Genomic DNA, 14698 nt, shown 5'->3' with positions numbered 1-14698 from the left:
CTGGTATGGCGCCAACTATTGATCTGACTGATTCGCTCGCTCCCGCGCTTCCGCCGCCTTCGCGGCAGCCCGGGCGGATTCCGCCTCGGCTTCCCGCTTCGCCGCGTCGCGCTGCGCTTCGCCCTTGTCCTGCTGCGCCTGCCCCTCGCGGAACAGATCATCGCGCCCGACCAGAGCACCGACCAACGTCTTCACCTTGCCCTTGATGCCTTCGACGACACCCTTGGCAGCTTCTTCCGGACCGCTCTCGGACATGAGCTCCTCTTTCCGGTCGTAGGTTCGCGACGGTCGTGCGATTCGGCCGTCACTGTCAGGGTTCCCCGACAACCCAGGGCGAAACATCGCCACGTCCGGAGCCCGCGTGCGCTCAGTCCCCCAGTGACGCCAGGTAGCGGATTCCGCCGATGCCCGGCAGGAAGAAGTAGGCACCGCCCTTCATGGTCGTGAAGGCCGGAAGTCCCTTGTGCACCTTGCGGATCGGCCGCTTGGGGACGGTGAAGTCCAGGGTGCCGTCCTGGGTGCCGCAGATCGGATCGTGTTCGTTGCCGAGTTCGTGGAAGGCTTTGTCGTTGATCCACACGTTCTGCGCGAACTCGAACTGGCGCACCAGATCTGCGCAGATGATGAACGCCGCGATGCCGCGGTCGACGCCGTCATCAGGGGCGCCCTCGGGAAGGGCGGGACCGTACGTCGCACCACGGCGGATCATCCGGCGACGATTCATGTAGTGCGCGGTGTCGCGGGGATTCAGCCGCCGTGCGTGCGCTCCCAGCGGACACGCGTAGCCGAACGGGTCCTCTTCCTTGTAGTTGAAGTCGTTGTTGCGCATCGGATCCGCACCCAGCTCGGGGTCGTCCTTGTCGGGCGCGAGCACCAGCGGGGCGCCACTGCGCCAGCGGCCCATGAACTTCGCGGCCAACAAGTCCTCACCTTCGGGAGTGTCCGCGTTCTCGCTCAGGTAATCGCGAAACACCCCGACGTGCTCTTCGAGTCTGCGGTACGCCAGGTAACTGCCGTTGCGCGAAAGCACCTCGGGCTGAGGCAGATTCACCACCGGACCGTTCTCGTCGTCATATCCGAGGATGAACTCTCCGGGTTCCAACGGGTCGCCGGAGCCCGGCGTCGGTTCCTCGCCCGACCCCTTCATCACCGGTTGCGACAGCCGGTCCCGGAAGCCGAAGTGATCGTGGGCGTAGTTGAACGGCGGCGTGGCGTTGAGGTCGAGATACGACAGGCTGCGCACGCCATCGGTCCGTGCGAGCAGGTCGTCATGCGCCGCGATGGACTTCGCATTCTGTTCGTCCGTCCGGGAGAACAAGATTGCGATGGCGTGCAGGTCGTCGCCCGCCAGACCGCCCACCCAATGCTCCGGCGCGGCACGCCCGGTGTCACCCAGAATGGCGGCCCGCGAGGCCATCCCCTCCCGGAACGCGTCCGGGAAGGTCGCGAGTGATTCTTCCGGTACCCCCAACGCGCGCAAGCCGTTCCAGGTGAACGCCAACGTGACCCAGCGATCGGATTCGTCCATCGAGGCCTTGGCGTCGGTCGCCGACTGCACCTTGTCCTGCAACGCCGACAACCACGCGCGCCCGCCTGCCGGGGTGTCGAACGTCAGGAACTCGTAGCGCCCGGTGAGCGCCGGGGTTCGAGTCAGCAGGATGTGCTGGATGTCGTCGAACTCGAGCATTACTGCATTTGGTCGAGCATGTCGGAGAACGCTGCTTTGAGGCGCAGTGCCTTCTTGATCTCGTCCGCGGTCACATACGGGTACTCGCCGTACTCGAGGAAGCTCGGCACATGGTGGTCGCGGACGAATTGCACGAACGACGCCGGATTCGTCTTCCAATCCTCAGGGAAGCCCTCGAGGTTGGTGAACACGGTGTCGATACCGGTCTGGCTGAACAGCGCAACGGCATCTTCGGTGTATTTGTCGAAATCGGTGTCGAAGATGCCCTGGTACTGGAAGTACAGATCATCGCCGATCGGGAAGACCTGCCAGCGCAGATAGTGCAGCTTCAGCACGTCCAAAACAGTCGGGTCGGCTGCGACAGCAGCCTCGAGCACCTTCCCGTGCTCACGTACCGCGTCTTCGCGGCCCTCTTTGATCTTCGCGATGATCGAGAAGCCGTAGCAGGCAGGCGTTCTGGGAAAAACCGGGCCGAACCGGCCGCGCACTTCTTCGCCGACGTAGCCATTTTTGGGGATCGCCATGGCGGCCGGCTTGGTCCAATCGTGGCTGTTCTCGCTCATATTGACCCCTTCGTAACGCATACTCGACAGGGACGGACGGTACCACCGCCGTCATGCCTCGCGCGGCGATAGCGGCACGGTCGCTCAGCGAACTGCACCAAATCATTAACAAAGACCGAACACAGCAATAATCGCGCAACCGCTGCTTGAGCGGCAACGCCCAATTATGCTCAGCCGACACTGGTTCCGCGCACCGGCGCCTTGCCGACCACCGCGAACCGGCCGTCCTAAGGAAGAAGACCATGCGACTGAAGCAGCGCTCCCTGAGTTTGGGTCTGGCGCTCACGTTCGTGCCCATCGGTCTCAGTGCGGCGGCCCCCGCGTCGGCCGACTGCACCGGTGCCGGATACGCCACCGTGTGCGCCCAGGGTGACGTCCGAGGCGGCGGCCCCACGCCGCCGTCCGCGGCCTACCCGTCGTACTGTGCCGACCCCTGGTATTGCGACGACGGCTGGGGCATCGATATCAACGTCCCGATCCGCCCCATCCGGCCGCCCAACGGTGGTGGCGGCGGCGGTATCGGACCGCGACGCTGATCACCCGTAATTCCAACAATCTTTAGGAGAGCCACCCACATGAAGATCCGCAACATCATCGGCGCCGGTGTGCTTGCCGGTGCGACGTTCCTCGGCACGGCCACGACTGCCATCGCCGACCCACCGGACTGCACCGCCGGCGACCTCGCCAACGTGATGTCCGGCGTGAACGCCGCCACCGCGTCGTACCTGTTCACCCACCCGGACGTGAACGCGTTCTTCACCGGTCTCAAGGGCAAGACGCGGGACCAGATGCGCACCGAGATCACCGCGTACATGGATGCGAACGTTCAGGTGAAGAACGAAATCGAAGGTATCCGCCAACCGGCTGCCGACTTCCGCGCGCGCTGCAACGCACCGGCCGCGGACGGTCCGCTGAACTGACCAGCATTCCGCGCCAAACGCCTATTGGCATCATCGATTCGCGTTAGAGTCTTGCCCAGCCATTCCGCCGCTCGCCACAAGGCGAGCGGCGGATTCGCCGGACAGGAGCTCGAGGCCATGAAGACTTCAGTGAAGGTCGCCGGCGCAATCGGCGCCAGCGCGTTGGCCGTGCTGGCAGCCGCCGGCTGCAGTAGCGATTCCAAGTCGAAGGAGTCGTCGACGTCCGCGTCGTCGTCGGCCAGTTCCTCGGCGAGTTCGGCATCGAGTTCAGCATCGAGTTCAGCTGCGGCCCAATCCGCCGACTACTCCGCGCTGCTGATCAAAGGCACCGACCTGGTCGCGCCGGAGGTGTTCACCGCGAGCGCGCCGACGCAGAATCCCAACGGCCAGCCCGGCGTCGCAACAGCTTTCAGCAATCCTGACGGCACCCATGTCGTCGGCGACACGATCCTGATCCTGTCCGACCCCGCCGCTGCGGCAAGTGCCCTGGAGGCCGCAAAGGGCGCGCTCGGCAACAACGTCACCGGCGGGACACCCGCACCGATGAACGTCGGCGCCGGCGGTACGTCGGTATCAGGAAACTCCCCCGACGGCACCAAATCGGTGACGGTCGTGCTGTTCACCGAGGGCAAGGCCTTCGTCACTCTCGAATTCGACGGCCCCGCGGGTGCCGATGCGCCGCCGGACTTCGTCACCGATGTCAGCCAGAAGCAGGCCGCGGCGATCAAGAACGGTTTGCACTAGTCCGCCTCTGGCCGCCAGGCGCTGGATGACTCCGCCGGCCAGCACGACGACGATGGACGTTGAGACAGTCAGCGCCGCAACCGATGTCGACCTTCTGGGTTTGGGGTTTGGGGTTTGGGGTGTGGACCGAGAGCGCGGTCCCGGCAGTCAACGCGGCGCGTAGGCCGCCGGTAGGCAGGGCTCCCTCCGAGGAAATCGAGTCAGTCGGGGAGCCGGGATGCCTGGTGACCGCTCGTGGCATTTGTGACAACGCGCCCAGGGCCGGCGCGGTGCCCGGACCTCACGGACGCCCGCGGCCGCCGGCCGCCACGCGCTCCAGATATGGCCACGGCGTCGGACGCCGTGCGACCGCCGCCGCTGTCGACTCTCATGGCGAAGCCGACCAGAAAAAGCGCGGCCACAAATCCGAAAACGATCAGACGCATCGTCATTTCGTGGTCCATGACACTCCTCCTCAGCGTGCAAGTGAAGAAACCCTATGACGTCGCGGGCGCCGGGCGTAGGGCCGAAAGTCATTTGCCAAATCTGATTCATCGTGTGCAACCCGACGCCAAACCAAGGGCGCCGCACCCCTCGGTGGAGCACTATTGGGACCTGCAGCCCGGAACTCCATAATAATTTCCGGAACCGACAATTTTTGCCGTGTGTCCGGCGCATACTCGTTGGCCATGAGCGCATCGAAGCGGCGCCGCCGGCACCTGGTCGCAGCGATATGCGCGCTATGGTTCGCGCTTGTTTGCTCGTCAGCAGTGGCGCGGTCGGCACCCGACGACAGCGGGCCGGCAGCCGACGGGATGACCTTGAGTCTGGCCGCTCTGGGCGCCGAACCTACGCTGCTGTTCTACGGCGGCCAGGGAACCGTTTCCCTGACGATCCCGGTGCCGAAAGGCATGGCCGTTGAGAGCTTGGACGCGGTCGTCGAGATGCCGGTGAACGTCTCCGCCGCGACCGTCACCACTGTGCAAGACGATCGCGTCCTGTCCCGGGTAGATCTGCCGCCGAGCGGCGGAGCCATTTCAATCCCGTTGCGGGACGCGAAAATAACGGAAAACGCGGTCGCGGTGACGTTACACGGCTATCTGACCGCAGCCCCGGGTTACTGCCCTGATCCATCGAATCCGCTGCGACTCGTCGACGCAAACATCCGCTATCTCGGACAAGAGTCGCCTCCCCGCGCAGTTGCTGACTTCCTGCCACCGGTACTCACTCAATTGGCCGTGTTCCTGCCGCGCAGTCCGACCCGGGCGGAGTCGGAGACGGCAATGCGCCTCGCGCAAGCGGTGGTCGCCCACTATGGGAAGCAGTATCCGAAGGTAACCGTAACGGCCCTGCCCGACGGCCTCGATACACCGCCGGAAGCCTCGGTCCCATTGCAGCGCCAGATCGTATTCCGGGAGTCTCCGAACTCGGGCATCACCCTCCAGGGCGAGGCGGGGGTGCCCTCCCTCCTGGTGTCAGGCCCGGCGGATCGATTGATCGACCAGGGGCGACTCCTATCGAGTGAAATGGGTCGGCTCGCCGTGAGCTCCAAAGCCGTTGTCGGCCCGCTTCGCCCGAGTCCGTTGCTCCCGCCGAAGGTGACAACCTTGCGCGATCTGGGCCAGCCAGGAATCCGCGCCACCGCACTGGCGCCGCAGGTATCGATCGGATTGGACCAGACGCGTTTTGGTCGAGCCGTGCACGGAGTACGAGTGCACCTACGCGGATCCCATACCCCGCTGCCGCCAGCTGTCGGCGGCCAGGTAGTGGCATCTGTCGGCGGTGAGATTATCGACCGATGGCCGGTCGATAAGTCCGGATCGATCGATCGCTGGGTCAACATTCCCGACGAGTTGCTCATGCGCTACACCAATCTCGTCGTCGCAGTCGATATCTCAGGAGACACGGGCCGCTGCGGCGAATTCCAGCCAATCACGTTGACAGTCAACGGAAACAGCCAAATCGACAGCGGCGTGGCACAGTCTCCGCTGCCCGGCGGCTTTCAGGCAATCCCGCAGACGCTGATGCCACGTGTGGAAATCGGCTTCAACGACGGATTCGATGACACCCGCCGGGCCATCGCGATCGTGGTGGCCTTACAGCGGTTGAGCGCGCTCCCGTTCGACATCACCGCGACGTCGCTGACCGAAGCAATCAACTCCCCCAGCTCCGCGATCCTGATCAGCGCAGGAGGGTGGTCAGACGGGCGCATAACCTTGCCTGTTTCTACCGGCTCTGCCAATCAGATCACTGTCGAGCACGTCGACGGCACGCCTGCTGACGGCACGCTGACGCTGGAGCCCACACAGAAATTCGCATCGCTGCAAACCAAGTACGACGGCAATCGGATGCTGCTCATAGCCACGTCGAACAATGCACCCGATCTACTGGACAACCTGCTGGGGTGGATCAATGCCGACGTGCCTCGTTGGTCCCGGGTGACAGGAGCCGTTCTCGTCGGGATATCCGATCGCGACCCGGTGGTGGTGGGCACCGAAAGCCCGCGGAATATGGACGCACAGATCACCCAGAGTCGATTCCAGGCACGGTGGCTGATCGACGCCGCGGCGGTCGCTCTCGTCCTCCTCGCCGTCGGCCTGGTCGTTCGGCGTCGCGCGAGAAGTCGCTGCGAGCCATGACTGCCATAGCCACCACAGCGGATGACTCCGCCATGCGCCCTGCGCCGGTCCGCCGAAAGCTTACGCAGTGGTGGCGTTCTCGGCCTCCGGCCTATCGGTTGACCAAGCGCTGGGCAATCATCGCGATCTGTATCGCTGTCGCCTTCTATGACAGCGTCGACGTTCTCGCCACGACCACCCGTCGGCAGGGGCTGGCCGGCTATGTCTGGACCGTTCCCATCGCCGCCGTCTTGGTGGCGATCGGGGTGTCTCGACGTCGGCGCGGCGAGCTGCCAATCCACGATCGACAGACCGACATCATCATCGGAACGATGGGCATCGTCCTGGCGGTGCTCGTCGAAGCGGTGTTGCTCCCGCGCTTCAACCTCTACTACCACCTGCTGCGCCTGGATCTGGTGGCGATGTGGTTGTTCGCCTTGAGTGCGGCCGTGCTCCTTTTCGGCCTGCGGCCGGTGACCCGGTTCGGGTGGGTCTGGGGAATGCTGTTCTTGGTCTTCCCACTGCCCTACTTCCTGCTGGTTGTCATCCTGGGAGGCGGCCATTTCGCGGCCGGCGCAGCAGCACTCGTCGTATCGGGGGTCGGGACCGGCATCGCCGTGGGGCGCACGATCCGACGGGGATTCATCGGTTCGGTGACCTCTTGGATCATCGGCCTCGCCGTCCTGAGCGCACTTACCGCGGAACTACCGGAGGCTCCATTACTCGCGTATCAGCTGGTGCCGACGCTGACCGCGATCGTCGGCACGAGCATCTTCATGTTCCTGAGCGGACGCCGCGGCAAGCCCAAGCAGCTTTTCGATCGCGCGGTTGCACCCGTCGCATCGAATCAAGTTTGGGGGGCAACGATTCTGGTAGTCGCCGCTGCGGTGTTGCTGGCTCTGATCCCCTTGCCCGCACAAGCCACGTCGACGATCATTTCTCGCCGGGCTGCGACACAACTCGTGATCGGCCGCCCACTTGCGACGCCGCGGGGTTGGCGCACGACTGACGTCCGCGACTACCCATGGGTGCACCGGTTCTACGGCGACGACTCGGTGCTCGTCCGCCAGCAGGTGACTGCGGGGACCGGCGAGAGGCGCTTCGACAAGTTCGGCCGCCCGCGCACTCTCGTTGTGTACAGTCTCGTCAGCCGGCGGCCGTTCGCATTCGACGTCTATCCGGCGCGTGTGCTCTACGGGCTGGCCCAAGCGCGAATGAGCCAACCGCGAACCGTTGACCTTGGACATGGCGTGGCCGGCCAGCTGCAGACGATTGTCGACGAGAAGCGTCTCATCACCTGGACATCGATGCGACTCGCATGGGGCGATTCGGATATCGCACAACGTATCTCGATCTTCGCCGTCGACAATCACGATCCCGATGCGCCATTCCCCGAGCCATCCAAGACACTGCTGTCCGCGATGGGAACCCTCTTCACCATGCTGATCCGGGGCAATGCGGTACTCGATGAACGCAGCTCGAGTTTCAAAGACGCGACGCTGCTCTCTGAATTCGGCAGCGCGTTGGTCGCCACCCAACTCGGAACGGCGGAACCAGTCCCATGAGACCAGACACGTATCGATCAGTTCCGGACCTCAACGACGCGGAAGAACGTGCGTATGCACTGCGGCGAGCGATAGACGGTCTGCGCGAAGACGATCCGATTCGGTCGGCATCAGTGTCCGTGGTGCCATGGCAGCGAATGCTGATCTGGTCTGCTCTGGTGATCGTTCTCGGCTGCGCGATATGGCAACCCCTGACCACCACCGTCGTGCTGGTCGCCGTCTGCACAGCCGCGTACTTGCTCACGATGGTGGACCGAGTCCTGATCTTTCGCGAGGGGCTCGCATCTCGCGCGATTGTCATCAGCGACGCAGAAGCCCGGGAGTTGCCACCCGAGGACCTACCTCGGTACACCATCCTCGTTCCGGCGTATCACGAACCCGAGGTGGTGGGTGATCTCATCGGGTCAATGGCCGCGCTCCAATACCCGCCCGACAAACTTCAGGTCCTGCTATTGCTGGAAGCCGACGATGAAGCGACCATCGCGGCTGCGCAGGGCTGCGCAGACTCCAGCGCGATCACCATCGTTCTGGTTCCGCCCGCCGAACCCCGCACCAAACCAAAAGCCTGCAACTACGGCCTGCATTTCTCCAGCGGCGACATCATCACGATCTACGACGCTGAAGACATGCCGGAACCACTTCAGCTTCGGCGGGTCGCGGCCGCCTTCAGGCAGCTACCGGACAACGTCGCTTGTGTACAGGCAAAACTCGCTTACCACAACGGCCACCAGAACATGCTCACCGCATGGTTCACTGCCGAATACGCACTATGGTTCGGCTACCTCCTGCCCGGGATGATGGTATCCACGTCGCCAATTCCTTTGGGCGGCACATCAAACCATCTGCGACGTGCCGTGCTCGACGAGATCGGCGCATGGGATCCCCACAACGTCACCGAAGACGCCGACCTGGGACTGCGCATCGCTGCCAGCGGATATCACACCGCGGTGATCGATTCGAGCACTCTCGAGGAGGCCAACAGCGACGCCATCAATTGGATTCGGCAACGTTCCCGTTGGTACAAAGGCTATTTGCAGACCTGGCTGGTGCAGGTGCGCCGACCGGTGCGGCTATTCCGAACCATCGGACCCCGCAGCTTCCTGAGATTCAACCTGGTGCTGGGCGGCACACCCATTGTGGCGGTCTTGAACCTGGTCTTCTGGCTCATCACCGTCCTCTGGTTCCTTGGCCAACCCGCCCTGGTTGAGGACATCTTCCCTTGGTACGTGTACTTTCCCGCCCTCATCGCATTGATCCTCGGCAACGGGGCCACTCTCTACATGAACTTGGTGGCGCTACGCGAGGACGACCGCGCCGACCTGCTCGTGGCCGCGCTGACCGTCCCGGTGTTCTGGGCGATGATGAGCGTCGCCGCAGCCAAGGGGCTGTATCAGCTGATTCGCAGTCCGTCCTACTGGGAGAAGACGTTTCACGGGCTCGCTGACGCGCCCGCGCATTCAGCAGTGTCGGTGGACACGTCATGACCCGTCCGCCTTCCGGGCGCGGCCTGAAGGCATTGATCTTCTTCACCACGTTCACGGCATACTCAGCAGTCGGTTATTGGCTGCAGGTTCAGCAGGGCTTCATCCTCGGGGACGCGCTATCGCGGGTCTCAGCCGCACAGTCCGTGCTGTTCAGTCGCGATCCGCATCTGGCCGCAATCGGCTTCATCTTCACGCCGCTGTCTGCCTTGCTCCAGATCCCGGCAATTGCGCTCGGCCAGTTGTGGCCCTATATCACCGAACGTGCATTTTCCGGTTCCTTGATGTCGGCGGTCTTCATGGCCGGCGCAGCGGTCCAAATCTTCAGCATGGGCACCGACCGCGGACTGGCACGGCCCTATGCGCTGGCGATCACCCTGCTCTTCGCAGTCAATCCGATGATCCTGTTCTACGGCAGCAACGGTATGAGCGAGGCGCCGTTCATCTTCTTCATTTCCTGGGCGGTCAGGCGCCTGATTCTGTGGATGCGCGACGACGACGTTCATCACTTGGTGACAGCTGGGGGCATTGCGATGGGCCTGGCGTACCTGACGCGCTATGACGCGCTGGCGTGCATCGCCGCGGCGGGCGCATTGGTGGGGACCACCACATATCTGCGGGCGCGTCCGGCACCGCGCGCGCGGCGAGCGATCCTCGATCTTCTGATGGTCAGCGGACCCGGCGTTGTCGCATTCCTCGGATGGGCGACGATCAGCTGGCTGATCACCGGTGAAGCCTTCGCACAATTCACCTCGCAGTACGGCAACACCGCAATCCTCGCGCAGTCGGGGCAAACCAGGCCGACGTTCGGTCACGGCCTCGAGTTCGCGGCCACCTGCATCATGCTGCTGGCACCGGCACTCATCCCGATCGGGCTCTGCGCCGTGTCACGCCGATGGCGGCATCCCAGCTGGACCGCGATCCTGCCGCCCGTCGCCATCTACGGCGCCGCATTGGGCTTCCAATCCCTCAGCTACGCAATGGGTTCGACATTTCCTTTTCTGCGGTTCTATATCGTCGCAATTCCATTCACCGCTTGCTTGGCGATGCTCGCCGTCCCCGATCAGACCGGCGCCGCCGTGAAGCGTCGCGGCAAGTACGCCCCGGCGCCGCCCCAACCAGACCTGGCTGCCCGGCGGTCCTCGGCGGCAGTTCCGGTCGCGGTTGCCGCAGTGTTCGCGACGTCGATTCCGGTGACGGTATGGGGCATGGGCCAGCCGAAGTATGCACCGCAGGAATACGCACTCGGAGCTGTACTCTCACCGCGACCGGACGATGTCAGCGATCGCGCGGCGACTGAGCTCAGCATCGCCGCCACCTTCTCGACTGAACGTGAAATCGCGCATCACCTGGACGAATTGGCTTTACCCGAGGGTTCCGTGATCGTCGACACCGAATACGGGTTTGCCATTGTCGCGGCATCACACCGCCCGAAAGCCTTTGTCGTACCGTCAGATTTGGATTTCGTTACGGACCTCAACAAGCCAGCCCAAAACGGTATCAAGTACTTGTTGGCCGTGCCCCCGGTTGGGCGTGGCGCAGTCGATGCACTCAACCTCCGCTACCCGACGCTGTATGACACCGGCGCGGACATTGCAACCCTCGAATTGGAGATACCGAACAACGGTGACAATCAACCGAACTGGCGGCTGTACCGGGTGAACCAGGCTGCGTCGGAGATGGAAGGCTTCAGCTAATCCAGCATCGGACGTCAACACCGGCGGCGTCACACCCGGGTACTGACTTCATTGAGCGCACGGTCGATGACATTCAGCGCACGGACGGCCGCGCGTACCGGGCCCGGCCGCATCTCTGGGAGGCCGACATCGAAAAGGGCTGTCTCGCCGCGCTTGTCAGATGGGTCCGCGTCGTCACCAGCGACCAGTTTCCGTATACCGGCCACCGCGGCGCCGGCACGCGCCGCCGCCTGGTGGAGGGCGTCGTCGGAGCCGTCGGGGGCCTGCACACCATGCGACGCGGTGACCCCCGCACGAGCCAACGCGTGGGCAGAACGGTTCGCAACTTGAAGGCCGCGCATGAGGCGCCGGACCCCGTGCCGTAGCTCCGAAAGTGGGCCCATCTGAAGCGGTTTACCGGCCGTGACGGCTTCCTTCAACGCATTGTCCAGCTTGCGGGTATCGGCAACGAGGTCGTCGGCGCCGCCGGCCGCGAGTACCGCCGCGACGGCGGCCTCGATCACCTGCTCCAGGCGGTCGAGGTAGTCGGTGACCTTTTCAGCGAACGTGGCGCGGGTCTTGGTGGAGAACACGAAGTACGCGGACGCGATACCCACCAGGCTTCCCACGGCTGTTTCAGCTATGCGCACTTCGAGCACTTGGGCACTGAAATTGCCGAGCAGCCCATACAACATCGCCAACAACACCGTCACGAAGAAGGTCAACCAGAAGTAGGCGACGGTGGCCAGGTAGAACGCGAAGAACACGCAGACCACCAGGACGACGATCTGCAATGCCGGATTGTGCCCGATCTCCGCGGCGAGCAATACGCCCGCCACCACGCCGACGATGGTGCCGACGATGCGATGGCCCGCGCGCGAAAGAATCTCGCCGCGTGTGGTGACACCGGTGAACACCAGGAAGGCCGTCAGCACGGCCCAATACCCGCGATCGGGCGAGATGACGTTGCCCAAAACCGTTGCCGCGCTGGTCGCCACCGCGACTTGAATCGCCGCTTTGGTGCTGGGATTCAGTCCGGACGGTGCGTTGTCATCGTCGTCATCGTCGGCCCGGGCGGCGGCGATATCGTCGTCGCTGATGCCGCGGGCGTTGGTGGTGATGTGATGAATTGCCAAGTGCGCCTGCATGGCCCGGTACGCGGTGACCGTCGCGACGCCCGCCGAGGTGGACAGGTCGGCCTTGTCAGCCGCGGCAGCACCCATGCGGCGGGCCTGCCGCAGCTGGTCGTCGGTGGGGTTGTTGTCCAGGCAGATCCGCAGCGCGGCAACCGCATCGACCAGACCTTCGGGCCACGGCTCGTCCCGGTCCAGCCACCACAGGAACGACGCGGCCTGCTCCAGCATGATCTGCGCCTCGAACACCCGCAGCGCCAGGTCCTTACTGGTGACACTGAGCGATTTCGCGGCCTCATGCCGATCCAGCCAGTCATCGATGAGCAGCGCCGTCTCACCCAGTAGGTCGAGTTGGTGCCGCGCCACTTCGATGCTGACCTGCCCGCGCTTGGTGGCGACATCCAGCGTGGAGAGCGACGCAGCCCGCAGCGCCGACAGCAGGCGGCGGGCCTCGACGCGTGGCCGTTCCGGAAACAACACCACGTGCACCAGCAGCGACGAGGCGATTCCCACCGCCACCGCGACTGCCAGCACCGGAATCTGATGCACCGGGGTCCGCAGGAACATCACGAAGAAGTACGAGATGAACGCGACCATGCCCAGCGCATTTCCGCGCGGACCATACCGCCGGACCCACACCGCGGCGAAGAGTACGGCGATGAAGCCGACGTCGACGATCTTTCCGTGCGGAGCCAGGAATGCGGCCAGGGCCATGGCCACGATCGCCGGGAAGAACAGCAGCACCGTGGTGATGTTGCGGCTGCGCTGGTCGCGATCCCTGACCGCAGCCGACGCCTGCATCGCGACCACGGCGCCGAGCATCGCGACCGTGACCGGTTGCCCGGCGGCGCGGGTGAACGCCAGCATCACGCCGATCGCCAGCAGCAGCGAGAAGGTGGTCGCCGCCGCGCTACGCAACCGAATGCGTCCGGGGTCGGCGGCGTTGAGGACACTCGCTCTCCGCACCGCCGCCAATAACTGCACAGGCCAATTCTGCGGCATCAGCCTGTGTCGGCTGATCGACGCACTCTCATCAGCTCCCCGGCTCACTCGAGTTCGTTGTTCCCGCGAATGACGATCCGAAGTAGTACCGGCACGCCACCCCTACCGGTACCGGCACTGAAAGTGCCAGTGTCAGCGGCCGTCTTCCCTACCGAAAAGCAGTCAGACCGCAACCAGGGGGCGCGTGATCTGGTCGTCGTCGACCGGCTTGTAGGGACCGGGCTTGGGCGCCGGCTTGCCGCCGGGAAAAGCGAGCCGGAGGATCGTTCGCTGAACGCTGCCGAACTGCTTACCCAGCCGGCCGGTGTTGTACGGCAGCCCGTAGCGCTCGCAGATGTCTTTGACCTTGGGCGCGATCTCCGCGTACCGACTCGACGGCATGTCGGGGAAGAGGTGATGCTCCACCTGGTAACCCAAATTCCCCGACAGCACGTGGAAGACAGGCGACCCGTCGATGTTGGCTGCCGACAGCAGCTGGCGTAGGTAGAAGCCGCCGCGACTCTCGTTTTCGACTTCTTCCTCGCTGAACGTGTACGTCTGATCAGGGAAGTGTCCGCAGAAGATGATCGCGTAGGACCAGACATTGCGAATCAAGTTGGCCGTGAAGTTTGCCTTCAGGGTGCGCTTGAAACCCTTCGGCCCGGAGAGTGCCGGGAATGCGATGTAGTCCTTGACGATCTGGCGCCAGCCCTTGTAACCGATGCCGCGCAACTCTTTTCGCAACTGTTCTTTGCTCTTGGTGCCGCTGCGTATGGCTTCGGCGTCGAGGTCGTGCAGGGCGACGCCCCATTCGAAGAACCCGGCGAGGATCAGGTTGTAGAAGGGTTGCAGCAGATAGATGGGGTGCCAGTTCTGGTGCGGATCGATCCGCATGATCTCGTAGCCCAGGTCTTTGTCCTTGCCCCGGATGTTTGTGTACGTGTGGTGGACGTAGTTGTGAGAGTGCTTCCACGCGTCGGCAGGCGACGCGGTATCCCAGTCCCACGTGGCCGAGTTGATCCGCGGGTCCTGCATCCAATCCCATTGGCCGTGCAGAACGTTGTGACCGATCTCCATGTTCTCGAGAATCTTTGCGATGGCGAGCACGGCCGTGCCGAGCAGCCACGCCGGCCGGTATCGAGAGCCGAGCAAGATTGCCCGTGAGAGCAGTGCCAGTTCGCGATGCAGCGCGATGATGCTGCGAATGTAGTGGGCGTCGCGGTCGCCGAGGCTGCCGAACACTTCGTCGTGGATGGCATCGAACTCCTTGCCGATCGCCTCGATCTCACTCGGTGTGAGTCGTGCCAGCGGACTCTCGATCATCGGGCTGCTCATCGTGTCGGAAACCTTT

At 63.9% G+C, this 14698-nt stretch carries 12 protein-coding genes; 7 read left to right on the top strand and 5 right to left on the bottom strand.

Annotated elements, in window-relative coordinates; translation table 11 throughout:
* Positions 1–15: 15 nt before the first annotated feature.
* From mbp1 to ACWW1C_RS08510, 3 genes are all read right to left on the bottom strand, one after another.
* Positions 16–255 carry a microaggregate-binding protein 1 gene (gene mbp1, locus ACWW1C_RS08520; RefSeq protein WP_455983025.1) on the bottom strand — a complete coding sequence of 80 codons (240 nt, stop codon included), beginning with the start codon at positions 253–255 and terminating at the stop codon, positions 16–18.
* Between the two features lie 112 nt (positions 256–367).
* The gene (locus ACWW1C_RS08515) at positions 368–1687 is read right to left on the bottom strand and encodes a Dyp-type peroxidase (RefSeq protein ID WP_455983024.1); all 1320 of its coding nucleotides are present in this window, start codon (positions 1685–1687) and stop codon (positions 368–370) included.
* Complete coding sequence (locus tag ACWW1C_RS08510; RefSeq protein WP_455983023.1) at positions 1687–2250, bottom strand: hypothetical protein; 564 nt, start codon at positions 2248–2250, stop codon at positions 1687–1689. Before ACWW1C_RS08510 ends, ACWW1C_RS08515 begins: the two co-directional genes overlap by 1 nt.
* 242 nt (positions 2251–2492) lie before the next feature.
* Here ACWW1C_RS08510 and ACWW1C_RS08505 point away from each other — a divergent pair, with 242 nt between their 5' ends.
* The 7 genes from ACWW1C_RS08505 (at position 2493) to ACWW1C_RS08475 (ending at position 11254) form a co-directional block, all read left to right on the top strand.
* A complete protein-coding gene (locus tag ACWW1C_RS08505; protein ID WP_455983022.1) occupies positions 2493–2786 on the top strand; it encodes a hypothetical protein in 294 nt (97 codons plus the stop codon).
* A 39-nt stretch (positions 2787–2825) separates the two neighbouring features.
* Positions 2826–3170, top strand: a complete 345-nt coding sequence (locus ACWW1C_RS08500) for a heme-binding protein (protein WP_455983021.1) — start codon at positions 2826–2828, stop codon at positions 3168–3170.
* A 117-nt stretch (positions 3171–3287) separates the two neighbouring features.
* Positions 3288–3914, top strand: coding sequence for a hypothetical protein (locus tag ACWW1C_RS08495; protein ID WP_455983020.1), 627 nt, complete (start codon positions 3288–3290; stop codon positions 3912–3914).
* A gap of 668 nt (positions 3915–4582) precedes the next feature.
* Entirely contained in the window at positions 4583–6532 is a 1950-nt protein-coding gene (locus ACWW1C_RS08490; RefSeq protein ID WP_455983019.1) for a hypothetical protein, read from the top strand.
* 98 nt (positions 6533–6630) lie between these two features.
* Positions 6631–8076 (top strand): hypothetical protein, encoded by a 1446-nt coding sequence (locus tag ACWW1C_RS08485; RefSeq protein WP_455983018.1) that lies wholly within the window; start codon positions 6631–6633, stop codon positions 8074–8076.
* Positions 8073–9560, top strand: a complete 1488-nt coding sequence (locus tag ACWW1C_RS08480) for a glycosyltransferase (RefSeq protein ID WP_455983017.1) — start codon at positions 8073–8075, stop codon at positions 9558–9560. Before ACWW1C_RS08485 ends, ACWW1C_RS08480 begins: the two co-directional genes overlap by 4 nt.
* A complete protein-coding gene (locus tag ACWW1C_RS08475; RefSeq protein ID WP_455983016.1) occupies positions 9557–11254 on the top strand; it encodes an ArnT family glycosyltransferase in 1698 nt (565 codons plus the stop codon). The genes ACWW1C_RS08480 and ACWW1C_RS08475 overlap by 4 nt, the downstream gene beginning before the upstream one ends.
* 29 nt (positions 11255–11283) lie before the next feature.
* On the opposite strand, the gene ACWW1C_RS08470 is transcribed toward ACWW1C_RS08475, so the two are convergent.
* Together ACWW1C_RS08470 and ACWW1C_RS08465 are read right to left on the bottom strand one after the other, a co-directional pair.
* A complete protein-coding gene (locus tag ACWW1C_RS08470) occupies positions 11284–13368 on the bottom strand; it encodes an FUSC family protein (RefSeq protein WP_455983015.1) in 2085 nt (694 codons plus the stop codon).
* A gap of 162 nt (positions 13369–13530) precedes the next feature.
* Positions 13531–14682 carry a fatty acid desaturase family protein gene (locus tag ACWW1C_RS08465; protein WP_455983014.1) on the bottom strand — a complete coding sequence of 384 codons (1152 nt, stop codon included), beginning with the start codon at positions 14680–14682 and terminating at the stop codon, positions 13531–13533.
* Between the last annotated feature and the right edge of the window lie 16 nt (positions 14683–14698).

It is taken from the genome of Mycobacterium sp. HM-7 (assembly GCF_053852335.1).
The sequence above is the reverse complement of the archived record's forward strand: the minus strand, read 5'-3'. Positions and strand labels throughout refer to the sequence as shown.

Coding starts and splice junctions, on each gene's coding strand:
- ACWW1C_RS08510 (WP_455983023.1), bottom strand. CDS start 2,250: ATGAGCGAGAACAGCCACGATTGGACCAAGCCGGCCGCCATGGCGATC.
- ACWW1C_RS08465 (WP_455983014.1), bottom strand. CDS start 14,682: ATGAGCAGCCCGATGATCGAGAGTCCGCTGGCACGACTCACACCGAGT.
- ACWW1C_RS08490 (WP_455983019.1), top strand. CDS start 4,583: ATGAGCGCATCGAAGCGGCGCCGCCGGCACCTGGTCGCAGCGATATGC.
- ACWW1C_RS08505 (WP_455983022.1), top strand. CDS start 2,493: ATGCGACTGAAGCAGCGCTCCCTGAGTTTGGGTCTGGCGCTCACGTTC.
- ACWW1C_RS08495 (WP_455983020.1), top strand. CDS start 3,288: ATGAAGACTTCAGTGAAGGTCGCCGGCGCAATCGGCGCCAGCGCGTTG.
- mbp1 (WP_455983025.1), bottom strand. CDS start 255: ATGTCCGAGAGCGGTCCGGAAGAAGCTGCCAAGGGTGTCGTCGAAGGC.
- ACWW1C_RS08500 (WP_455983021.1), top strand. CDS start 2,826: ATGAAGATCCGCAACATCATCGGCGCCGGTGTGCTTGCCGGTGCGACG.
- ACWW1C_RS08480 (WP_455983017.1), top strand. CDS start 8,073: ATGAGACCAGACACGTATCGATCAGTTCCGGACCTCAACGACGCGGAA.
- ACWW1C_RS08475 (WP_455983016.1), top strand. CDS start 9,557: ATGACCCGTCCGCCTTCCGGGCGCGGCCTGAAGGCATTGATCTTCTTC.
- ACWW1C_RS08470 (WP_455983015.1), bottom strand. CDS start 13,368: ATGCCGCAGAATTGGCCTGTGCAGTTATTGGCGGCGGTGCGGAGAGCG.
- ACWW1C_RS08515 (WP_455983024.1), bottom strand. CDS start 1,687: ATGCTCGAGTTCGACGACATCCAGCACATCCTGCTGACTCGAACCCCG.